The organism is Nostocoides veronense, from assembly GCF_039531185.1.
Taxonomy (GTDB): domain Bacteria; phylum Actinomycetota; class Actinomycetes; order Actinomycetales; family Dermatophilaceae; genus Nostocoides_A; species Nostocoides_A veronense.
Genome location: NZ_BAAAPO010000042.1, coordinates 134,010 through 154,803 on the forward strand (window position 1 = coordinate 134,010; position 20,794 = coordinate 154,803).

The following is a 20,794-nucleotide window of genomic DNA, read 5'->3' on the forward strand; positions in this document are numbered from 1 at the left end:
GGATTAGAGGGCGTCGGTGCCGCGCTCGCCGGTGCGCACTCGGGCGACATCCTCGACCGGCACGGTCCAGATCTTGCCGTCGCCGATCCGGCCGGAGGTGGCGGACTTGATGATGATGTCGACGACTGAGCTCGCGTCGAGATCATCGACGAGCACCTCGAGGCGGATCTTCGGGACGAAATCAACGGTGTATTCGGCGCCGCGATAGACCTCGGAGTGCCCGCGCTGCCGGCCGTAACCGCTGGCCTCGCTGATCGTCATACCCGTGACGCCATAGGCCTCCAGGGCGGACTTCACATCGTCGAGGGCGTGCGGCTTGATGATGGCGGTAACGAGCTTCATACGGATGCTCCTTCGGAGGTGGGGGTGCTCTCGCGGGTGGTGGTCAGGCCGAGGGCGCCAGCCAAGCGCCCGCCCCGCGGGGTCAGGTCGTATGCCGTTTCCGCGTGCTCACTCTGGTCGATGCCGGCGGACTCCGCGTCCTCGGTGATCCGCCAGCCCATGGTGGCCTTGAGCGCGTAGCCGAGGGCGGCGGTCACGACACCGCAGATGAGCAGTGAGGCGAGGGCGATCAGGATCTGGACAACAGTCTGCTTGACCCCGTGGCCATAGAACAGGCCGGTGCTGGTGGAGAGCAGGCCGGCGCCGATGGTGCCCCAGAGGCCGGCGACCAGGTGGACACCGACGACATCGAGCGAGTCATCGAAGCCAAGGGTGTATTTCAGCCCCACGGCATACGCGCACATCGCGCCAGCGACGGCGCCGAGGGCTATGGAGCCGAGCGGGGAGAGGGCGCCACAGGCCGGGGTGATGGCGACCAGGCCGGCGACGACGCCGGACGCGGCGCCGATGGAGGTGGCATGCCCGTCGCGGAACTTCTCGACAAGCAACCAGCCGAGCATCGCGGCGCAGGTGGCGACGGTGGTGTTGACCCAGACCAGGGCCGCGGTGCCATCGGGGGCGAGTTCGGAGCCGGCGTTGAAACCGAACCAGCCGAACCACAGCAGGCCGGCGCCGATCATGACGAGCGGGACATTGTGCGGGCGCATCGCTTGCTTACCGAAGCCGAGGCGCTTGCCGACGATCAGGGCGAGGACGAGCCCCGCCATACCGGCATTGATGTGCACGACCGTGCCACCAGCGAAGTCGATTGGCACGACATCGGCGACGCCATCGGTGGCACCGAAAAGGCGCGCCGAGAGACCGCTCTCGCTGGCGGACAGCAGACCGCCGCCCCACACCATGTGGGCGATCGGGAAGTAGGCCAGCGTGACCCAGAGGCCGGAGAACACCAGCCAGGTCGAGAACTTCACGCGGTCCGCGATGGCGCCACTGATCAGGGCGACGGTGATGACGGCGAAGGTGAGTTGGAATCCGACGAAGACGAGTTCGGGGATATTGCCGTAACCGTCGTAGCCGAAGGGGTTGATCACCGAGGCGGTGTCCTTCAGGCCGAATTTGTCGAAGGGATTGGCGATCAGGCCACCGATATCGCTCGGGCCGAAGGACATCGAGTAGCCATAGAGGACGTAGAGGATGCCGACGACGCCCATGGCACCGAAAGACATCATCATCATGTTCAGGACGGATTTGGCCCGGGTCATGCCGCCATAGAAGAGGGCGAGCCCGGGCGTGGTCATCAGCAGGACGAGGGAGGCGCAGACGATGAGGAAGCCGGTCGACGCATAGTCGATCGTCGGCTCGTCCACCGTGGCCAGTGAGAGCAGGTGTGCTGTCATGGCCGAAACTTTCGCCGGGCGGGATTTCGGCGGGCGCGTTCTTGTGTTACGTCCACATGTCGTTGTGTTCGATCTCGTCAACTCTGGGTTACGTCGCCCCGCTGGTCCCGGATGGTGAGACGACGGTGGGACAATGGTGAGTATGCCGCGCGCCTCCACCCCCCTGCCCGTCCTCGTCTTCGACGGCGACTGTGCGATCTGTTCGACCCTGGCTCGCTTCGTCGAGCGTCGCGTGCGGCGCGCTGCCGGTGACTTCACCGTCGCGCCCTGGCAGGAACTCGATCTGGCCGCGCTCGGGCTGAGCGAGGAGCAGTGCATCGAGGCCTTGCAGTGGGTGGCGCGCAATGGGCAGGTGTCGTCGGCGCAGAATGCGGTGGCCAGGACCTTGTGGACCGGTCATGTGTGGTGGCGCCCGTTTGCTGCGGTCATCTGGACGCCCGGGATCAACCAACTCGCGGCCGTGATCTATCGGTGGGTCGCCGACAACCGCCACCGCCTCCCCGGCGGCACGCCGGCCTGCTCTATGCCGCCCGCTCAGCGGGACGCCGCGCACGGCTGAACCGGGCTGCCAAGCGGTCCGCATACTCCTCGAGGGGGAGAAAGGCGAGCATCATCACCAGGTGCGGCCAAAAGGCGATGGTGATCGAGGCATAGGTCAGGGTGTGGAAGGCGAACCAGCCGTAGACCATCCACCGGCGCACCCGCTCGGGGACGAAAAAGATCAACGGTGAGGCCATTTCGGCGATGAATAGCCCCCACTGGGTGGCCTGCAACAGCCACGGGACATCGAGCAGCCATTTCATCCACGGCGTGCCCCGGCGCACCACGGCCCGGACCATCGTCGCGGAGTTGACCCACTCCCAGCCACCGAAGCGCACCTTGGCCCAGGCCGAGAGGAAGTAGGTCGCGATGGCAGCGAGCTGGACGGCACGAAGCACAAAACCGGCCGCCTCCGAGAGGCGGCGATCGCGCCAATAGGCCTGGCCGAGCGTCGGCAGCAGCAGCAGGGCCACGACGAAGTCGCCGCGATCGTGGTCGACCTTGCCGTAGGCGAAGGCGATGTATTGGTACCAGATCCACCCGACCGCCACGAGACCGCCAGCCGCGCGCGGCAACCGCCCGGTCAGGGCGATGAGTGCGGCGAGGACCGTGCCCCACTTGAGGCTTTCGACCAGCAGGACGCTCGCCGCGGGCAGGTGCAGCCACTGCCCCATGACGAGCGGTTGGTACCAGATCGGGTCGGCATAGCCGTGATACCAGCCGCTGGTGTGCAGCCATACGACATCGAGGATGACGAAGGCGTAGGTCAGAATGCGCAAGATGGCCACGCGGCCGACCGGGGCGGGCGTGAAGAGCCAAGCGGCGGGGCTGGTCACGAGGCCGCCCATTGGGCGACGGTTTCGTCGCGGACTTCGCCGGTGAGCGCGCCGTCCTTGAGCAGATAACGCCGGATGACGACGCGGATGCCGACCCACTCCGGCTCGGTTGGCTGCAGTCGCTTGTGGCTGGCGGCGAGTGTCCCGAGCACCGTCGGATCCGCTCGTATGAGGTCTAGCCGGCCCTCGATCTCCGCGCGGTTCAGGCCCACAGTGCCCGGGGTCAGGGGCGCGGGCACCCACTCGGCCGGTGCATCCGCGCGGCGCACCTCGATCAGGGTGGAAGCGACGGCCGCATTGGGACTGGTCGAGGTCGAGAACATCCGCCAGGGCGAGAACGGCCACCAATGATCGTCACCCACCGTCGTGCCCCCGAGGAAGCCGGCGGTCAGCAGCAGGACGAGACCGGCCCGCCATACCTTGCCCGCAGGACGCAGCCGCAGGGTAGGACCGGCCGCGGCCATCAGGCGAGGATGGCGTCGACGAAGGCCTCGGGGTCGAAGGGCGCGAGGTCGTCAGGGCCCTCCCCAAGGCCGACGAGCTTGACGGGAACGCCCAGCTTGCGCTGGACCGCGACGACGATGCCGCCCTTGGCGGTGCCGTCCAACTTGGTCAATACGATGCCCGTGATGCCGACGACGGAGGCGAAGACTTCGGCCTGGCGCAGCCCGTTCTGGCCGGTCGTGGCGTCGAGGACGAGCAGCACCTCGTCGATCGGCGCCTGCTTCTCCACGACGCGCTTGATCTTGCCGAGCTCGTCCATGAGGTTGGTCTTGTTGTGCAGGCGGCCTGCTGTGTCGAGCAGGACGACATCGGCCTCCAGCTCGATGCCGGCCTTGACGGCATCGAAGGCGACGGCGGCGGGGTCGGCGCCGTCTTTGTGGGAGCGCACGGTGGGGACGCCCACGCGAGCCCCCCACGTCTCGAGCTGATCGGCCGCCGCGGCCCGGAAGGTGTCCGCAGCACCGAGGATGACGTCCTTGTCCTCGGCGACGAGGACGCGGGCGAGCTTGCCGACGGTGGTGGTCTTGCCGGTGCCATTGACGCCGACGACAAGCACGATCGCCGGGCGGTCCCCGACGCGGTGGGAGGCGACGGCGCGATCCATGCCGGGGTCGACGAGCGCGAGCAGGTCCGTGCGCAGCCAGCCGCGAACCGTGGCTTCGTCGCGCGTGCCGTCCACGGCGACCTGGCTTCGCAGGCTGTCGACGAGTTCGGTCGTCGCGTCGACGCCGAGGTCGGCGGCGAGCAGCGTGTCCTCGACCTCTTCCCAGGCCGCCTCATCCAGGCCGCCTCGGGTGAGCAGGGCCAGCAGGCCCTTGCCGAGGGCGGTATTGCTGCGGGCCAGCCGGGCGCGCAGGCGTTGGAGGCGACCGCGGGCCGAATCGGGGCGCTCAAGTGTGGGAGTCGGGGGCTCCTCGAGCAGGACATCGTCGGGTTCGAGGACGTCCGGCTCGGCTGGGGCCGTGTCGGCCGGTGGCGGGAGGGTGTCAACGCCACCGGTTGGGTGCTCGTCGCCGATGTCGGGGCGCGGGCCGGGCGTTGGCGTCGGCTTGGGTGTCGGCTTCGGCAGGTCCTTGGTGCGACCACCGCGGCCGGGGCGTAGGAAGGCCGCCAGGCCGGCGACAATCGCCACCAGCAGAACGCCGGCAACGACGAGGTACTCCCACAACTGATCGATCACGTGCCCATCCTCACATCGGGCCCGCTCGATCGAGAACTCAGCGCGGGGTGGGCGCCTGCTCCGTCTCGGACTCCGAGCCGCTCGAGCGCACCCGGGCGGCGGCGCTGCTCACCAGATCGCTCGTGCGTGCTGCGGCCGCATCGGTGCCGGACTTCACCCGCACGAGCACCTCTTCACCGCGCGGGGTGAGCAAATCACGGCCCTCGCGACGGGCCGGAATGGCGACCAGCGCCAAGGTGAGCACGGCGATGACGAGGCACAGGAGCAGCGGGAGAAGCATGCTGAGCATGTCTCAAGGGTCCCAGAGGTTCGCAGGCGTCCCAAATCCGACACGCGGGCGGCATACGTCTGGGCACGGCGAAGGCCGAGAGAGCGAGCGCTCTCTCGGCCTTCGGTGTCGTGGGTGACCCGAGGGTCAGCTCACAGGGTGACCCCGTGGCGGGCCGGGACGTAGCGGACCTGAGCGCTGTAGAAGGTGCGCGACGGGCCGCCATTGGCGAAGCTGAAGGTCGCCTTGGTGCGCCACACGCCGGGCTGGGCCGGGTGCTGGTCGGGGAACTGGACGTTGCGCGAGCCGACATACTTCGTCTGCACGGTGGCGCGGCCCTGGTCGTACCAGTAGCCACCGATCAACTTCTGGATGGTGACATTGCCGCGGATGTACGCGCCGCCGCCGGCGCAGTAGATGACGCCGACCTGCTTGCTGGTGCTGCCGACGCCGCCGATGATGAACGGCTTGTTGGCCTTGCCGTAGCAGGTCACCTGAGACTTGCCGAGCGAGGCGCCATCGGACGGCGCGGCGTTGGCGACGGTGGAACCGCCGACCGCGATCAGACCGGCGGTCGCGACGGCAGCCGCAGCACGCGTAAAGGACTTCATTGGTGTTTCTCCCCTCCGTCCGCCGACCCTGCGTCGACGGATCCTCGAGACCTTAAAACACACCAACGGGGCGCGCAATATAACGGACGGGCAACAACATGGCGGGTTTCCGTCAGCACTGTCGGTCACCCGCAATGCCGCAGGTCATTACGCCGTTTCGGCCACCGCGCGCAGCCGTTGCGACACGACGGTGGTCACGCCGTCGCCGCGCATCGAGACGCCATAGAGCGCGTCGGCGACCTCCATGGTGCGCTTTTGGTGCGTGATGACGATGAGCTGGCTGGAGTCGCGAAGCTCCTCAAAGAGGGTGATCAGGCGCCCCAGATTGGTGTCATCCAGCGCCGCCTCGACCTCGTCCATGATGTAGAACGGGCTCGGCCGCGCCTTAAAAATCGCGACCAGCAGGGCCACCGCAACCAGGGAGCGCTCGCCACCGGAGAGCAACGAGAGACGTTTGACCTTCTTGCCCGGCGGGCGCGCCTCGACCTCAATGCCGGTCGTGAGCATGTCCGAGGGATCGGTGAGGAAAATCCGCCCCTCGCCGCCGGGGAAGAGCCGCGCGAAGACCCGCTCGAATTGCGCCGCCGTGTCCTCGAAGGCTGAGCTGAAAACCTCCTCTACACGCTGGTCGACCTCGCGCACGATGTCGAGCAGGTCGCGTTTGGAGGCCTTGAGGTCCTCCATCTGTTGGGTCAAGAAGGTATGCCGCTCCTCCAGGGCCGCGAACTCCTCGAGGGCCAGCGGGTTGATGCGGCCGAGTTCACGCAGACCGCGTTCCGCGCGTCGCAGGCGCTTTTCCTGGGTCTCGCGGACGTAGGGCTGCGGCTCCTGGGGGTCCTCGCCCGCCGCGACAACGACAGGGACGAGTTGGTGGGGACCGAAATCCTCAACGAGCACCTCGGGGTCGATCCCGAGCTCGTCGAGGGCCCTGACCTGCAGCTGTTCGACCCGTGCCTGTTGCGCAGCGCGCGCCACCTCGTCGCGGTGGATGTCATCGGTGAGGGTGGCGAGTTCGTCCTGGGCTGTGGCGAGGTCGCCGCGCAGGGTGCCGAGGCGGACTTGGAGCTCGCGGGCCTGTATGTCGAGCGCGTCAACGCGCTGATGGGCTTCGGCGGTGGCCTGCGCGAGGCGGTGGATGCCGTATGCCGCTGCGGCAGCTACCGATTCGGCGACGGTCGCTTCTCGCCGCCGGCGTTCGCGGCGCTCACGCAGCCGTTCGCGAGCGGCCAGCTCGTTGCGGGCCGCGCCCTCCAGGGAGGCAGCCCGGCCGGATAGCGCCCGCGCGCGCTCCTCCTTGGTGCGCACCGCGAGCAGCGCCTCCGTCTCGGCGGCGCGGGCCGCGGAGGCAGCAGCGGCGAGTTCTTGCGTGCGGTCCGGCGTGGCTTGCTCGTCGTGCTCAGGCTCTGCGCCGGCGGCTTCCAGCCGGGCTGTGAGTTCGGCGAGCGCCTCCCGATCCGTGGGGATGGCGGCCGCCGCCTGTTCGCGGGCCCGCTGCAGGCGGTCATGTTCGGCCCGCGCCGACCGGATCGCCGAGCCGAGGCTGCCAAGTTGCTCGGCGACGGCGGCCATCGTGGCGTCGGATTCGTGGAGACGTTCGAGGTGTGCCTCGGCGGTGGCGGTGGCTTCGTGGAGGGCGGCGTTCGCCGCGGCGAGGCGGAATTGCGCCTCCTCGCCGCGCGCCTGCGCGTCGGCCAGCGCCTCGGCCGTCTCATCGACGGCGGCTTGGGTTTCGATCAGGCTTGGGGCGTCGGCGCTGCCACCACGGACCACACCGGCAGCCAGAACATCGCCGGTCGGGGTGACGGCGGTCAGGTCGGGATGAGTCTCGAGGAGTCGCCCGGCAGCGGCGGCGTCCGGCACCAGCACCACGCCGGCCAACAGCCGTCCGACGGCCCCGCGAAGCCCGTCGGTGACGGTCACGACCTCGCTGGCCCACCGGGCCCCGGCGGGCAAGGTGAGGTCGGGGGTTGCCGGGGTGTCCGCATACTCCACGAGCACGGTGGCTCGCCCACCCTCGGTGGCGCGGAGGTGGTCCAGGGCCGCCTGGGCGGCGGCGAGGTCGGGAGCGGTGACCGCCTCTGCGGCATACCCCAGGGCTGCGGCGATGGCGACCTCGTCCCCGGCGGGCACGCGCAGTGCGTCGGCGAGCGTGCCACCGACGGCGAGCGCATCCTCGGCCAGCAGGGCCGCGGCCCCGTCCTTGCGCCGCAGGCCGAGACGGAGGGCGTCGAGGCGGGCGGAGAGGGCAGTGCGTTCACGGTCGGCGGCGCGCTCGGCCTCGCGCCACCGGTCGACCTCAGCTCGAGCGGCGTCCGCCGCCTCCTGTGCTGCTTCGTATGCCGCGTCGAGACCTTCCTCGCCCTTCTCCTCGACGGCAATCGAGGCTTCGAGGGCGGCGAAATCTTGCTCCGCTTCGGCGGCGCGGGCCAGGGACGCCTCGGCGGCCTGGGCCAGGCGTCCGACCTCGGCTTCTGCGGATTCGAGGCGGGTGCGACGGGCAGCAACTTGGCCGGCGAGCTTGGCGAGTCCTTCGCGGCGGTCGGCGGCTGCTCGGGCGAGGGTGGCGACGCGGCGCTGCTCCGTGCCGGTGGCCTCCTCGGCCTCGGCGCGGTGGGTTCGGGCGGCTTCAAGGGCAGACGTGGCGGCGCTGACCTCGCCGTGGAGCACCCGCTCTTGCTCACGAACCTGCTGGGCCTGAGCCATCAACTCGTCGGGATCGCGCCCGGTGGTGTTCTCCTCCTGGTCGTCGGTGCGCAGCAGGCGGACCCGCTCGCCAGCGAGGGAATGAATGCTCTCGAGGCGCTCGGTGGTGGTGCGCAAGGCGATCCATCGGTCCCGCTCGGCCGACAGCACCGGACCGGCGGCGCCGAACTCGGCCTCGGCTTCCGCGACCGCTGCTCGCGCCCGGGCCAAGGTCGACTCGGTCTCGGCTCGCCGGCGCAGCAAGGCGGTCTCGTCGGCCGCCTCGGCCTCCATCGCCGCGGTCAGTTGTGCGAGTTCGTCGGCCAGCAGGCGCAGGCGGGCATCGCGTGCTTCCGCCTGAATCACGGCCGCTCGCCGCGCGGCCTCCGCTTGGCGCCCGAGGGGGCCGAGTTGGCGGCGGATCTCGCTGGTCAGGTCGGCGACCCGGGTCAGGTTCGCCTCCATCGTCTCCAGCTTGCGCAGCGCCTTTTCTTTGCGCTTGCGGTGCTTCAGGACGCCCGCTGCCTCCTCGATAAAGCCGCGGCGCTCCTCCGGTGTGGCCCGCAGGACGGTGTCGAGTTGGCCCTGGCCGACGATGACGTGCATCTCGCGGCCAATTCCACTGTCGGAGAGCAGTTCCTGGATGTCGAGGAGGCGGGAGGCGGTGCCATTGATGGCGTATTCGGAGCCGCCACCGCGGAACATCGTGCGCCGGATCGTCACCTCGGTGTAGTCGATCGGCAGCGCGCCATCGGTGTTGTCGATGGTCATCGACACCTCGGCGCGGCCCAGCGGCGCTCGGCCGGAGGTGCCGGCGAAGATGACGTCCTCCATCTTGCCGCCACGCAGCGACTTGGCGCCCTGTTCCCCCATCACCCATGCGAGCGCGTCGACGACATTGGACTTGCCGGAACCATTGGGGCCGACGATGCAGGTCACTCCGGGTTCAAGCCGGAAGGTCGTGGCCGACGCGAACGACTTGAACCCTTTGACGGTGAGGGACTTGACATACATCGTCGAGCGCGGTCCTTGGGGTGGGGTGGGCGAGCCTGTCCACTGTAATCGGGGCTGCTCATTTTTCTCCGGATGCCACAACTGTGCGCTTCGCCCTGCTTTAGAGCGGGGGTGAAGTGCAGACTTCCCGGGGCAAGCTCAGCGTCTTTGTCGGGGGCGGGGTCAGGCGGGCGGGTTGGCTGCGCCCGCAATTGCCTCGTGGTGGCGAATCACCTCGGCGATGATGAAGTTGAGGAACTTCTCGGCAAAGAGCGGGTCGAGACCGGCGTCATGCGCAAGCACGCGCAAGCGGGCGATCTGTCGCTCCTCGCGACCGGGATCGGCCGGCGGCAGGCCGTGCGCCGCCTTCAATTCCCCGACTTGCTGGGTCGCCTTGAAACGCTCAGCGAGCAAGTGCACCAGCGCCGCGTCGATATTGTCGATGCTGGAGCGCAGCCGCGCGAGCTCCGGGGGAATCCCCCCGCCGGCGGTCGGCCTCGTCATGGCCCGATCGTATGGCGCCCGCTCACCTCCGGCTGCCACCGTCCGGATCGCGGCGGCTCGCCCGGTGGGCTCCCCCGCGGTCGAGCGCACGGAACGTCCGCAGTTCAGCGTTCGACGAAGCCCTCGTAGCGGCCGGTAGCTGGGCCGCGCAGCGACGGCGTCACGGCGAGCACTCGCCCCGGTCGTCGTGTGCTGGACGGACTCTCTGTGAGCAGCGCCAGGAGTGCATCAAGCGACTCCGGCGGGCCTTCGGCGTTGACCTCTACGCGCCCGTCGTCGGTATTACGGGCATACCCGACGAGGCCGAGTTCGAGGGCGCGAGCGCGCGTCCACCACCGAAAGCCGACGCCCTGTACCCGGCCACTGACATGCACCAAGAGACGCTCATCGGTGTCCATCTCGCGAGCATAAGCACCTCTCTCCCGCGTGGCGTCCGGGGGCTGTCGGCGCCTTTCCCTACGGTGTGCGGTGAGGTGGTTTCTCGCCTTGACGACGATGCCGGTCCTGGCACGTCCGGCGACGACGCGAAGGGAGGGGTGTGGGTGACCACAGACGCAACGACCCGCAGCGGTGACCTGCGCGCCAAGGGCGATGCCGCGGCATACTCTCGCCAGCCGTCCGGAGGGGTTGCTCGTCGCGCGGCATCGGGGAGTCGGCTGGCCGGCCTGGACGGTTTGCGCGCCATCGCCATCGCCTCCGTACTGGTCTTCCATCTCAACGCCGCGTGGCTGCCTGGCGGCTTCATCGGGGTCGACATCTTTTTCGTCGTCTCGGGCTTCCTGATCACCTCCTTGCTGGTTCGTGAGGAGCAGCGCAGCGGGCGCGTCGACTTGCGCGGCTTTTGGGGCCGGCGGGCGCGACGCCTGTTGCCTGCGTTATTGCTGGTCATCCCGGTGAGCGTGCTGCTGGCCCGGATCACCCAGCGCGACCTGGTCGTCGGCGTGGGCTCCCAGGTGCTCGGCGCGCTGACCTTCTCGTTCAACTGGGTCCAGTTGGCGGTCGGGGCGGACTATTTCCACGCGACGTCGCCGCAGTTGTTCATGAACTTTTGGTCGCTGGCTGTCGAAGAGCAGTTCTATCTGCTGTGGCCGCTAGCGGCGCTCGGCCTGCTGCGCTTCGTGCGCAGCGCTCGAGGCCGGGCTGGGGTGGCGCTCAGCATCGCCACGCTGTCGGCGCTTGCCATGGCGTGGCGATTCGACCCCAACGGCGGGTCCACTCGGGTTTATTACGGCACCGACACCCACATCTTCGGTCTGATGATCGGAGCCGCTCTTGCCTTTTGGTATGCCGGTGGCGGGCGAGCCACGCTCGCTGGCCCTGGTTGGGCGGCCCGTCGACGGCTCGTGACCGGTGGGGCTCTGGTGGTCCTTGCCGCCTTGCTTTGGTGGCTCGATGAGTCGCGTTCCCTCACCTTCCGGGGCGGCTTGCTCTTGGCCAGCCTCGTGACGGCTGTCTTGATCGCGAGCGCGGTCAGCGGCGGCGCGTTCTCGAGGCTGCTCGATGTCCCCGCGATGCGCTGGATCGGCGACCGCTCCTATGGCATCTACCTCTGGCATTGGCCGGTCATCCTGATCGTCAACGCCGATCACGGGGGCGTGTCGGGATCCGAGGGCTTCCTGTGGTCGCGCGTGTGGTGCGTGCTGGTGATTCTCGCCTTGGCGGATTTGTCCTTCCGATTCATCGAAACGCCCGTGCGACGGGATGGCTGGGTCGGCGCGTGGCGGGGAGTCGCGGCGCGCGTGCCCGGCCGATCCGGGACGAGGGTCTTGGCCGCGACCGTGGCTGTGCTTGTGATCGCGACGGGGGCAATTGTGGCGACGGCACCCAAGGTCACCTCGACACAAGCGGCCATCGATGCCAACGAGAAAGCCGCGACGCGACAGCCCTCGACGACGGGAACCAGTGCGCCGACCCTCAAGGACGCCGGCTTCACCATGCCCAAGGGCAAGGAAATCGACGCCTATGGCGACTCGATGATGGTCGGCTCCATCCCCGCCCTGAAGTACTACTTCCCCGGCGTCCGCATCGACGCCAAGTCCAACCGACGCTGGTCGGCTGGCTATGCCGCGATCGTCGCTTCCGGGCATGACATCCGGCGCGGCGTGATCCTCTCCTTCGGCACTAATGCGGGAGTCGACGAGGCGGACTTGCGGGCCAGTCTCGAGCGGCTTGGGCCCAAGCGCATGATCGTGCTCGTCAACCTGCACCTGAATATGGCGCGCGCCAAGGCCGATAACGAGACCTTGGTCCGGGTGGCCAAGGACTACCCGAATGTCATCGTTGCGGATTGGAATGCCAAGGTCACGGCCGACCCGTCCTTGCTGCAACCCGATGGCATCCACCCGAGCATGACCGGCCAGCACACCTATGCCGCCGTCGTCCGGCAGGCCTTCGCTGATCTCTCGTTCGCCCACACGGGCAAGGTCGTGAAACTCAAGACACTGCCGATTCCCTAGGGCCTTCGGGCAGCCGGGACGTCTCGGCGTCTATGACCCCGCCTGAATTCGCGTGACGCCAAGCCGTATGGGGATCATTGCCCGCTCGCAGAGGCCGGACAGAACACGCGAAACCGCCTGTGTCTCAGTGACTTTCATCGAAATTCTTCTAGATTTCCGAATCGAACTGGTGTACCATCTGAGGATGACGGCGATGGCGCAGCACCCCACAGGCGGGCCTCTCGGACCCGCTGCTGGACTGCGCCCCGCGGGCGCTTGTGAGGGGTTGACTCCGCTCGATGACGCGTGGTGGCCGCCGTTGGATGTCGAGGAGTTGGTCGCGGATTTCGAGGCGTGGCAGGACGAGCTCGGCTGGGATGACGTGGACGAGGCCGACGAGCGGGACTCGTGGGCGCTGGCCGCGGCCGAACCCCGCTGGTGCGACCAGTCGGCCGGTCATGCCTCACCCGGTGCGTCGGTTCGGGAACTCGTCGATTGGCTCGCCACCCTTGCACCGGACGATGACTCCGACCTTGCCGACCCGGCGGGCAACCCCAGGCCCGAGTTGGGTCTGCCGGAGTTGATCGACCTCATCGCCGGGCTGGAGCAGGTCAAGGGCGCGATCGCGGCCGCGCAGGCCCGCGCGACTGCTCATTTCGGGCGGGCGACGGTGCGTGAGGCGCTCGCGAACCGGGCCTCGCTGCCGAAAGCCCGATCCTCGATCGCGCCGCAGATCGCGCTCGCCCGGCGGTGTTCACCCGCGACTGCGGATCGGCACCTCGGGCTCGCCCGGGCGTTGCCGGGGATGCCGCACACGCGGGCCGCATTGACGGCCGGGGTCATCGATGAACGCTGTGCGGCCGCGATCGTCCGGGAAACCAATGTCCTCAATCCCGAGCTGCGGGCCCGGGTGGATGAGTTGATCGCGCCACGGCTGGCGACCTCGAGTCTGAAACAACTCACCGGTGCCGCCGCGCGCTACGCCGCGGAACTCGACCCCGCCGCTGTCGTGGCCAAACACGAACGCGCAATGTCGGAACGGGGTGTGTTTACCCGGCCCGCTCCGGACGGGATGGCGTACCTGTCGATCTTCGGGCCGCTGACCGGGATCGTCAGCGCGTACGCGTCCGTGCACCGGCACGCCACCACCGTCATCGCCGGCCACCACGAAACCGACGACGGTGAGACTCCCGCCGACCCGCTCGGTGGGCGGACCCACGCGCAGGTCATGAGCGACGCCGCCCTGCGCTGGCTCGCCGGACTCACCCCCGGCCAAGCCTGCCCCGTCGCCCTCAACCTCGTCATGCCCGCCGAAAGCCTCTTCCCCACGGACGAGCCGGCCACCGAGACAGCAGGCAACAGCGATAGCCCGACGAACGCCTTCACGGCCGGCCAGGCCCCCAACGGCGCCGGCACGCAGGCCCACCCGGCAGACAACGACAGCGCCCACCCAATACCAGCGCCCGCCGGCATGCGCGGATTCCAGAGCGCTGCGACACCCGCACGGATTCCGGGGCACGGCATACTCCCGGCCGCGCTTGCCAGGCGCCTGCTGCTCCACGGGTGCGAACCACCCGACCCGGTGAAAACCGCGTCACTCCAACACGATCCGGCACCACCTGATGCCATCCCGGGCGGTACCCGACTGGCCGAGCCGGCGCAGGTCTTCCTGACCAGAGTCTTCACCAGCCCCGACGGCCGCGACCTCCTCGCGCTCGACGCCACCGCCCGGCTCTTCCCACCCCGACTGCGCGCCGCACTCATCCTGCGCGACGACACCTGCCGCACGCCATACTGCGACGCCACCATCCGCCACGCCGACCACATCCAGTCGGTCGCCGAGGGCGGGCCGACCACACTGCGCAACGGGCAAGGACTCTGCGCCCGCTGCAACTACACCAAAGAACTCGATGGCTTCACCACCCGCGTCCTCGACCCGCAGGAAGCGCCCGGGACCGGACAGCAAACCCACGTGACCGAAGTAACCACCCCCACCGGACACAGGTACCTCTCCGTCGCACCGCCACTGCTCGACTGAGCCCCGGGGTCACCACACCAGTGCTCCCGCTGGCCGCATGAGGACCATAGTCATGGCCGTGGAGTTATGTCTCCCCGATGCCGATGATGCCCTCGTGCGTCGCGTAGTCCGTGGTTGCAGGAGCACTTCCCTTGCAAGTTCTCCGCGAAGCAATGGCGCTCCTGGACACCAACGAACTCAGGGTCGTTCCGGGCGCGCAAGATGACTTCGCCGTTGAACTGACCCCGGTACTGGCGCTTATGAGGTCGTGCGCGGTCTCGGCTGGCACCGGGGACACGAGAACGACGAACGGTTCATGAAGTGCTCGCGCCGCATCAAGGTCCCGCACCGGCGACAGGGCTGGCCCTCGCGGCCGTAGGCGTTCAGCGAGCGCTCGAAGTAGCCGGACTCGCCGTTGACGTTCACATAGAGCGAGTCGAAGCTCGTTCCCCCCTCGCCCAGGGCGTCAGCCATCACCTCGTGCGCGTGCCCGAGCAGGCGTATGACGGCCGGCTTGGTCAGCCGGTCCCCCCGCCGCTCACCGTGCAGGCCGGCTCGCCACAGCGCCTCGTCGGCATAGATGTTCCCGATCCCCGACACGATCGTCTGGTCGAGCAGTTGCCGCTTGATCCCACTAGGGCGGGAAGTGATGCGCCGGGCCACAGCGGCAGCATCAAAGAGCGGGTCGAACGGATCGCGCGCGATGTGCTGCACGGGGTCGGGTATGCCGTCCGCATCCACCCCGGCCAGCGCCAGTCCTCCGAAGGTGCGCTGGTCCACGAAATGCACGAGCAGCGGCGCGCCGCTGGCGTCAACGAGCTCAAAGCGGGCATGCAAGTGCTTCGGCGACGGGTCGCCGGGCCGCGCAAGCAGCAACTGCCCGCTCATCCCGAGATGCGCCAGCAGGGCGTCGCCCCCGAGGTCGAGCCAGAGGAACTTGCCGCGTCGGCATACGGCCTCGATGCGCCGCCCCGCGACGCGTCCCGCAAAATCCTCCGGACCCGGCAGGTGTCGACGCAACACCCGATGGCCGAAGGTCTCGACCCGTTCGATCGTGGCACCCGTGGTGTGGGCGGCAAGGCCGCGCCGGACGACCTCGACTTCGGGCAGTTCAGGCACTCGTTGGCGCCGGGTCGGTGAGGTCACACTGTCCGACGCCAGCGGCCTCAGCGGTCAGCGCCGTCCAGGCACCCTGGGCCGCCTGCTGTTCGGCATCCTTCTTTGTGCGGCCCACGCCGACCCCGTGGATCTCGCCACCGAGGACGGCCGAGGCGGTGAAGACCTTCTCGTGTTCCGGGCCCTCACCGACGATGCGGTACTCAATCGTCCCGAGCGAGCGGGCCACGCTGAGTTCCTGCAGCGAGGTCTTCCAGTCCAACCCAGCCCCCAAAGCCGCCGACGCGGCCATGACGGGCCCGACGAGATGGTGCACGAAAGCGGTGGCGGCCGGCATACCCCCGGTCAGATAGACCGCCCCGATCACGGCCTCGGTCGTGTCGGCGAGGATCGACGACTTGTCCCGGCCACCGGTGCTTTCCTCGCCCCGCCCGAGCAGGAGGTAGTCGCCCAGCCCGATGGTGCGACCGACATCGGCCAGCGCCCTCATGTTGACGGTCGCGGCGCGCAACTTGGCCAGGTGACCCTCGCTGTGGTCGGGATAGCTGCGATACAGGTGGTCGGTGACGACGATGCCGAGCACGGCGTCCCCGAGGAACTCCAGGCGCTCGTTGTGCGGGATGGCCCCCGACTCATACGCATAGGAGCGGTGGGTTAGGGCCAACACCAGCAGCGGCCCGTCGACTTCCGTGCCGCACACCGCAGTGATGTGCTCGCGCAGTTCGTCGATGGGCCGCTGCATGGCGGTGCGCTCGGGCTCAGCCCTGGTGTTCGGTGCGCTCGGCCGCGCCGTAGTGGCGGCCCTTGTAGTTGCCGCAGGACGGACACGCGATGTGCGGCACCATGGGCGACTTGCAGGCCGGGCAGGTGGTGGTGGCCACCGCGGTGGCCTTCCAGTTGGCGCGGCGCGAACGGGTGTTGGAGCGCGAGGTCTTCCGCTTCGGGACAGCCACGTCAGTTCCTTTTCTCAGTAGGGTCAGCCGCGTCGGCGTCCCCGGCCAATCCGGCCAGGGCCGACCACCGCGGGTCGAGCAGTTCATGGGCGTGCGCCGGGTCGTCCGCGAGACGGAACCCGCATTGCGGGCACAGTCCCGGGCAGTCCTCCCGGCACACCGGCTGGAACGGCAGTGAGGGCACCACCGCATCCACGAGCACGGGCTCCAGGTTGATCAGGTCGTCCTGGACTTCATACTCCTGCGTCTCTTCGTCCGTGGCGCCCACCTTGCGGCCGCGGGCAGCCCGTTCGGGATAGGCGAACAGTTCCTGGAAGGTTCCGTCGACGTCGACGGACACCTGATCCAAGCAGCGCACGCATGCCCCGACCGCCGTGGCGCGGACCGAGCCCGTCGCCAGCACACCTTCGAGCACCGACTCCAGCCGCACCTCGACATCGAGCGGCTCCCGGGCGGGAACCTCGATGACATCGGTGCCGATGGGCTCGGCGCACTCGACCTCGCGGGAAACTTCGAGCATCGACCCCGGGCGACGGCCCAACGCCAAGGTGCTGAACACCAAGGGTGAGCGGGGGTCGAGATGCTTCATGGCTCCACGCAATGCTGACGAATGGGTTTCGGGCCTCGTCACGCGAAAGACACAGACCGAGGATCAAGACTACCGTCGCCGCGTCCCGGCCCAAAATCCCGAGCCCGCCGTATGCCGCTGGCCCCCCTCCCCCGGTCCGTCCGGCTCACCCGCGCCGCGCCTCCAAAGCCTCGCGCACAGAATCGGGGACCATGCCGGTGATATCGCCTCCGAGGGCACAGACTTCCTTGACCAGCGAGCTGGACAGGTGCGCGACGGCCGGATCGCCCGGCAGAAAGATCGTCTCGATGCCAGTGAGCGCACGGTTCATCGAGGCCATCGGGATCTCGTAGGCATAGTCGGAGGCATTCCGCAGGCCCTTGAGCAGGGCCGTGGCGCCGACCTCGCGGGCGATGTCGACGATGAGGCGGGTGGGGAAGGCCTGCACGCGCACGGCCGGCAGGTCTGCGGTCGCCGCCTCGATGAAGGCGATGCGCTGCTCGATCGGGAAGGTCCCGGTCTTGGCGGGATTGTGCAGGATCGCGACGACCACCTCGTCGAAGAGCGCTGCCGCACGCCGGATGACGTCCAGATGCCCGCCATGCACCGGGTCGTAGGAGCCGGGGCACACCACTCGTGAGGTCACGGCCCGAACTTATCCGCACCCGATCCCGCGCGCGCGAACCACAGCCGGGTCTCGCCATACTTCTTCTCATCCACCCCCTCGATCCCCGCCGGCCAGGCCGGCTCGGGCGAGCGGCTGGACCGCTCGATGACGAGCAGCGCATCGGGCGCGATCCACCCGCCTGCCGCCAGCGCCGCCAGATCACCCGCCAGGTCTTCCTCGCCCAGGGGGTATGGCGGGTCGCCGAGCACCAGGTCGGCACCCGCAGGTGGGAGGCGGCCGGCGAAGGCTCGGACCGTGCACGCATGCACCTGCACCTGAGTTCCACCCGCGGCTGGGCCGCCGCCCCCCAGCCCAAGCGCCGACAGCCCGAGAGCCGTCACATTGCCTCGGATCACCGCCGCCGCCTTGGCATCGGCCTCAACCAGGTCGACCCGGGCCGCCCCCCGGCTGGCGGCCTCAAGGCCCAGGGCACCGGACCCGGCATACACATCCAGCACGGCCAGGCCCTCGATGGCGTCCCAGGCGTCCAATCGCGAGAAGAGCGACTCCCGCACCCGATCGGAGGTGGGACGCGTCGCCGAGCCCTTCGGAGCCCGAACCAGCCGCCCGCCAAAGCGACCTCCGATGATCCGCGTCATCAGCCCTTCTCCAGGAAATCGGCCTGCTCGGGACGCAGCCAAGCCTCGATGACGCCCGCCAGCAAAGGATGTTGGGCCAGCTCCGGATCGGCCGCCACCAGCTCAGCAGCGTCCGCCCGAGCCGCCGCGATCACCGATTCGTGCTGGGCCAGCGAGAGATAGCGCAGCCGCCCTCGGCCGCCGCTCTGCCGGGCCCCGAGGATGTCGCCCTCGCGCCGTTGGCGCAGGTCCAGCGCCGCCAGCTCGAAGCCATCGGTCGTGGCGGCCACTGCCGCAAGCCGCTCGCCCGCCGGACCCTCAGCGGCCCGCGTGGTGAGCAGGCACAGCCCCGGATGCGCGCCTCGCCCGACCCGCCCACGCAACTGATGCAATTGCGAGACCCCGAACCGGTCAGCGTCGCGCACCACCATGATCGTCGCGTTCGGGACATCGACGCCGACCTCGATGACGGTCGTCGCGACGAGCACATCGATCTCGCCCGCCGCGAAGGCCGCCATGACGGCATCCTTCTCGTCCGCGGGCAATTTGCCGTGGAGCAGGCCAATCTCCAAGCCAGCCAAAGCCGGCTCAGCACGCAGGGCCTCGACGGTCTCCAAAACCCCGAGCAACTCCAGCCGCGCGGTGCCGTCCTCGACGGGGTCCGGCTCCGGCCAATCCAGATCGCCACCCTCCTCGGGGGCGCCCGGCCCGATGCGGGGGCACACGACATACGCCTGCCGGCCGCCCCGGCATTCCTCGCCGATCCGCGCCCAGGTCCGCTCCAGCCAGCCCGGCCGAAACTCATCGACGACGAAGGTTTGGATTGGAGATCGCCCGGCGGGCAATTCCGTCAGCGTCGAGGTCTCCATGTCGCCGAAAACGGTCATCGCGATCGTGCGCGGGATCGGCGTGGCGGTCATGACGAGGACGTGCGGCGACACCTCGGCCTTGCCGCGCAGGGCGTCGCGCTGCTCGACACCGAAGCGGTGCTGCTCATCGACAACAACCAGCCCGAGGTTGTAGAACGCGACCTTCTCCTGCAGCAGCGCGTGCGTCCCGACGACAATCCCCGCCTCCCCGGAGACGACATCAGCAAGCGCGCGGCGACGCTGAGCCGACCCCTGCGAGCCGGTCAGCAGCGCCACCCGCGTGCCGATCTCGCTGCCCCCGAGCAGCCCGCCCTCGGCGAGGTCGCCGAGCATCGCCGTGATCGACCGGTGATGCTGCACGGCCAGCACCTCCGTCGGAGCGAGCAAGGCCGCTTGAGCCCCGGCATCAACGACCTGCAGCATCGCCTGCAGCGCAAGCACCGTCTTGCCCGAGCCGACCTCACCCTGCAGCAGCCGATTCATCGGGACCGGCTGCGCCAGATCCGCCGCGATCTCGGCTCCCACGGCCCGCTGCCCGTCGGTCAACGCAAAGGGCAGTCGCGCCGCGAATGCCTCCGTTAGCGCTCCCCCGCCCGGGACGACGATGGCCGCCTCGTCCTGGGCCTTGCGAGCGCGCCGCTGAGCCAGCACGGTCTGCAGGACGAGCGCCTCCTCATACCTCAGGCGGTCACGCGCCCGCACCACCGCCGCCCGGGAGGTGGGGCGGTGCAGCGCGCGCACGGCGTGATCGAGGTCGACCAGATCGTGTCGTGCGCGCAGCTTCGGGGGTATGGGGTCCGGCACCGGATCGAGCGCGTCCAAGACCAATCCGATGGCCTGCACGAGATTCCAGTTGTGAAGTTTCGGAACGGCCGGATAGACGGGATAGAGCCCCGGCAGGGCGGCCGTCGCCGCATCATCGAGCAGCGTGTAGCCAGGATGCGCCAGCTGCCACCGCCCGTTGTAACGCCCCACTTGCCCACCCGCGATGACCCGCACCCCCGGGATCAGCTTGCTCTCGTGCGCGCGGGCGCTGAAGAAGGTCATGTCGACCTGCTGCACCCCGTCGGTCAGCACCGCCGTGAGCATGGCCCCTTTGCGCGTCGACATCCGCCGCGTGCTCGCCGACTTGATTGTGCCGATGACGACGACGAATTCGCCCTCATGCAAGCCTTCGAGCTCGCTGTCATAGCTCAGATAGCGGGTCGGGTGGAAGGCCAGCAAATCGGCGACGGTGACGATCCCCCGGGCGTCACGCAGGTGCTTGGCGGCCGACGCGATAAGAGGACTAAGCGTGGAATCGAGCCGGGCCACGCGGCGCCACCTCCTCACCGTGGGTCTAAGGGCCGCCCGAAGGACTGGTCATCGCAACGCTAACGGAGCCGGCCGACAGCCCTCGTCTGGGCGGCATTTTGCTCCGCGCGTGGCCCTCGGCTAACCTAATGAGGTTGCCTGTCGTGCGTGCTTCCAGCGCGCCGAGCACCCCGAACCACTCACGAGGAGATACCCCCATGGCTGCCAACTGCGATGTCTGCGGCAAGGGCCCTGGCTTCGGTCACTCCATCTCGCACTCCCACCGCCGCACCAAGCGTCGCTGGAACCCCAACATTCAGCGGGTGCGCGCGATGGTCGGCCCGGCCGGGAAGACCCCGAAGCGCGTCAACGTCTGCACCTCCTGCCTGAAGGCGGGCAAGGTCAACCGCTGACCCAGCACTGCCCACACTGACGGCGGCC

At 68.9% G+C, this 20,794-nt stretch carries 21 protein-coding genes; 4 read left to right on the forward strand and 17 right to left on the reverse strand.

Features of this window, described 5'->3' with window-relative positions:
* Positions 1-3 precede the first annotated feature (3 nt).
* Positions 4-342, reverse strand: a complete 339-nt coding sequence (locus ABD225_RS13610) for a P-II family nitrogen regulator (protein WP_344086391.1) — start codon at positions 340-342, stop codon at positions 4-6.
* Entirely contained in the window at positions 339-1,739 is a 1,401-nt protein-coding gene (locus tag ABD225_RS13615; RefSeq protein WP_344086395.1) for an ammonium transporter, read from the reverse strand. Before ABD225_RS13615 ends, ABD225_RS13610 begins: the two co-directional genes overlap by 4 nt.
* 142 nt (positions 1,740-1,881) lie before the next feature.
* Between ABD225_RS13615 and ABD225_RS13620 the strand changes: the two genes are divergently transcribed.
* Positions 1,882-2,298: a thiol-disulfide oxidoreductase DCC family protein gene (locus tag ABD225_RS13620; RefSeq protein ID WP_344086398.1), complete on the forward strand. Its 417-nt coding sequence runs from the start codon at positions 1,882-1,884 to the stop codon at positions 2,296-2,298.
* Here ABD225_RS13620 and ABD225_RS13625 read toward each other — a convergent pair.
* From ABD225_RS13625 to ABD225_RS13660, 8 genes are all read right to left on the reverse strand, one after another.
* Positions 2,261-3,115 carry a hypothetical protein gene (locus ABD225_RS13625; protein WP_344086401.1) on the reverse strand — a complete coding sequence of 285 codons (855 nt, stop codon included), beginning with the start codon at positions 3,113-3,115 and terminating at the stop codon, positions 2,261-2,263. The two genes, ABD225_RS13620 and ABD225_RS13625, sit on opposite strands and share 38 nt — an antisense overlap.
* The gene (locus tag ABD225_RS13630) at positions 3,112-3,579 is read right to left on the reverse strand and encodes a hypothetical protein (protein ID WP_344086404.1); all 468 of its coding nucleotides are present in this window, start codon (positions 3,577-3,579) and stop codon (positions 3,112-3,114) included. Before ABD225_RS13630 ends, ABD225_RS13625 begins: the two co-directional genes overlap by 4 nt.
* Entirely contained in the window at positions 3,579-4,796 is a 1,218-nt protein-coding gene (gene ftsY / locus ABD225_RS13635; RefSeq protein WP_344086766.1) for a signal recognition particle-docking protein FtsY, read from the reverse strand. Before ftsY ends, ABD225_RS13630 begins: the two co-directional genes overlap by 1 nt.
* Positions 4,797-4,836: 40 nt before the next feature.
* Entirely contained in the window at positions 4,837-5,088 is a 252-nt protein-coding gene (locus tag ABD225_RS13640) for a hypothetical protein (RefSeq protein ID WP_344086407.1), read from the reverse strand.
* A 131-nt stretch (positions 5,089-5,219) separates the two neighbouring features.
* A complete protein-coding gene (locus tag ABD225_RS13645; protein WP_344086410.1) occupies positions 5,220-5,678 on the reverse strand; it encodes a hypothetical protein in 459 nt (152 codons plus the stop codon).
* Between the two features lie 147 nt (positions 5,679-5,825).
* Complete coding sequence (gene smc, locus ABD225_RS13650) at positions 5,826-9,374, reverse strand: chromosome segregation protein SMC (RefSeq protein WP_344086413.1); 3,549 nt, start codon at positions 9,372-9,374, stop codon at positions 5,826-5,828.
* Between the two features lie 162 nt (positions 9,375-9,536).
* Positions 9,537-9,857, reverse strand: coding sequence for a chorismate mutase (locus ABD225_RS13655; protein ID WP_344086416.1), 321 nt, complete (start codon positions 9,855-9,857; stop codon positions 9,537-9,539).
* Between the two features lie 104 nt (positions 9,858-9,961).
* Positions 9,962-10,255 carry an acylphosphatase gene (locus tag ABD225_RS13660; RefSeq protein ID WP_344086419.1) on the reverse strand — a complete coding sequence of 98 codons (294 nt, stop codon included), beginning with the start codon at positions 10,253-10,255 and terminating at the stop codon, positions 9,962-9,964.
* A 144-nt stretch (positions 10,256-10,399) separates the two neighbouring features.
* On the opposite strand from ABD225_RS13660, the gene ABD225_RS13665 reads away from it, so the two are divergent.
* Complete coding sequence (locus ABD225_RS13665) at positions 10,400-12,313, forward strand: acyltransferase family protein (protein ID WP_344086422.1); 1,914 nt, start codon at positions 10,400-10,402, stop codon at positions 12,311-12,313.
* 184 nt (positions 12,314-12,497) lie between these two features.
* A complete protein-coding gene (locus ABD225_RS13670; protein ID WP_344086425.1) occupies positions 12,498-14,330 on the forward strand; it encodes an HNH endonuclease in 1,833 nt (610 codons plus the stop codon).
* Between the two features lie 237 nt (positions 14,331-14,567).
* On the opposite strand, the gene mutM is transcribed toward ABD225_RS13670, so the two are convergent.
* The 7 genes from mutM to ABD225_RS13705 form a co-directional block, all read right to left on the reverse strand.
* Complete coding sequence (gene mutM, locus ABD225_RS13675) at positions 14,568-15,428, reverse strand: bifunctional DNA-formamidopyrimidine glycosylase/DNA-(apurinic or apyrimidinic site) lyase (RefSeq protein WP_344086428.1); 861 nt, start codon at positions 15,426-15,428, stop codon at positions 14,568-14,570.
* The gene (gene rnc, locus ABD225_RS13680) at positions 15,421-16,167 is read right to left on the reverse strand and encodes a ribonuclease III (protein ID WP_344086431.1); all 747 of its coding nucleotides are present in this window, start codon (positions 16,165-16,167) and stop codon (positions 15,421-15,423) included. Before rnc ends, mutM begins: the two co-directional genes overlap by 8 nt.
* Positions 16,168-16,183: 16 nt before the next feature.
* Positions 16,184-16,378 (reverse strand): 50S ribosomal protein L32, encoded by a 195-nt coding sequence (rpmF, locus tag ABD225_RS13685; RefSeq protein ID WP_344086434.1) that lies wholly within the window; start codon positions 16,376-16,378, stop codon positions 16,184-16,186.
* A 1-nt stretch (position 16,379) separates the two neighbouring features.
* Positions 16,380-16,967: a YceD family protein gene (locus tag ABD225_RS13690; RefSeq protein ID WP_344086438.1), complete on the reverse strand. Its 588-nt coding sequence runs from the start codon at positions 16,965-16,967 to the stop codon at positions 16,380-16,382.
* 145 nt (positions 16,968-17,112) lie between these two features.
* On the reverse strand, positions 17,113-17,592 hold the full coding sequence (coaD, locus tag ABD225_RS13695; protein WP_344086440.1) for a pantetheine-phosphate adenylyltransferase: 480 nt from the start codon (positions 17,590-17,592) through the stop codon (positions 17,113-17,115).
* Positions 17,589-18,212 (reverse strand): 16S rRNA (guanine(966)-N(2))-methyltransferase RsmD, encoded by a 624-nt coding sequence (gene rsmD / locus ABD225_RS13700; RefSeq protein WP_344086443.1) that lies wholly within the window; start codon positions 18,210-18,212, stop codon positions 17,589-17,591. The genes coaD and rsmD overlap by 4 nt, the downstream gene beginning before the upstream one ends.
* Positions 18,212-20,374: an ATP-dependent DNA helicase RecG gene (locus ABD225_RS13705; protein WP_344086446.1), complete on the reverse strand. Its 2,163-nt coding sequence runs from the start codon at positions 20,372-20,374 to the stop codon at positions 18,212-18,214. The genes rsmD and ABD225_RS13705 overlap by 1 nt, the downstream gene beginning before the upstream one ends.
* A gap of 197 nt (positions 20,375-20,571) precedes the next feature.
* On the opposite strand from ABD225_RS13705, the gene rpmB reads away from it, so the two are divergent.
* Positions 20,572-20,766: a 50S ribosomal protein L28 gene (rpmB, locus tag ABD225_RS13710; RefSeq protein WP_344086448.1), complete on the forward strand. Its 195-nt coding sequence runs from the start codon at positions 20,572-20,574 to the stop codon at positions 20,764-20,766.
* The last annotated feature ends 28 nt before the right edge of the window (positions 20,767-20,794 follow it).

Coding starts and splice junctions, on each gene's coding strand:
- ABD225_RS13610 (WP_344086391.1), bottom strand. CDS start 342: ATGAAGCTCGTTACCGCCATCATCAAGCCGCACGCCCTCGACGATGTG.
- ABD225_RS13615 (WP_344086395.1), bottom strand. CDS start 1,739: ATGACAGCACACCTGCTCTCACTGGCCACGGTGGACGAGCCGACGATC.
- ABD225_RS13620 (WP_344086398.1), top strand. CDS start 1,882: ATGCCGCGCGCCTCCACCCCCCTGCCCGTCCTCGTCTTCGACGGCGAC.
- ABD225_RS13630 (WP_344086404.1), bottom strand. CDS start 3,579: ATGGCCGCGGCCGGTCCTACCCTGCGGCTGCGTCCTGCGGGCAAGGTA.
- ABD225_RS13640 (WP_344086407.1), bottom strand. CDS start 5,088: ATGCTCAGCATGCTTCTCCCGCTGCTCCTGTGCCTCGTCATCGCCGTG.
- ABD225_RS13645 (WP_344086410.1), bottom strand. CDS start 5,678: ATGAAGTCCTTTACGCGTGCTGCGGCTGCCGTCGCGACCGCCGGTCTG.
- smc (WP_344086413.1), bottom strand. CDS start 9,374: ATGTATGTCAAGTCCCTCACCGTCAAAGGGTTCAAGTCGTTCGCGTCG.
- ABD225_RS13655 (WP_344086416.1), bottom strand. CDS start 9,857: ATGACGAGGCCGACCGCCGGCGGGGGGATTCCCCCGGAGCTCGCGCGG.
- ABD225_RS13660 (WP_344086419.1), bottom strand. CDS start 10,255: ATGGACACCGATGAGCGTCTCTTGGTGCATGTCAGTGGCCGGGTACAG.
- ABD225_RS13670 (WP_344086425.1), top strand. CDS start 12,498: ATGACGGCGATGGCGCAGCACCCCACAGGCGGGCCTCTCGGACCCGCT.
- rnc (WP_344086431.1), bottom strand. CDS start 16,167: ATGCAGCGGCCCATCGACGAACTGCGCGAGCACATCACTGCGGTGTGC.
- ABD225_RS13690 (WP_344086438.1), bottom strand. CDS start 16,967: ATGAAGCATCTCGACCCCCGCTCACCCTTGGTGTTCAGCACCTTGGCG.
- rsmD (WP_344086443.1), bottom strand. CDS start 18,212: ATGACGCGGATCATCGGAGGTCGCTTTGGCGGGCGGCTGGTTCGGGCT.
- rpmB (WP_344086448.1), top strand. CDS start 20,572: ATGGCTGCCAACTGCGATGTCTGCGGCAAGGGCCCTGGCTTCGGTCAC.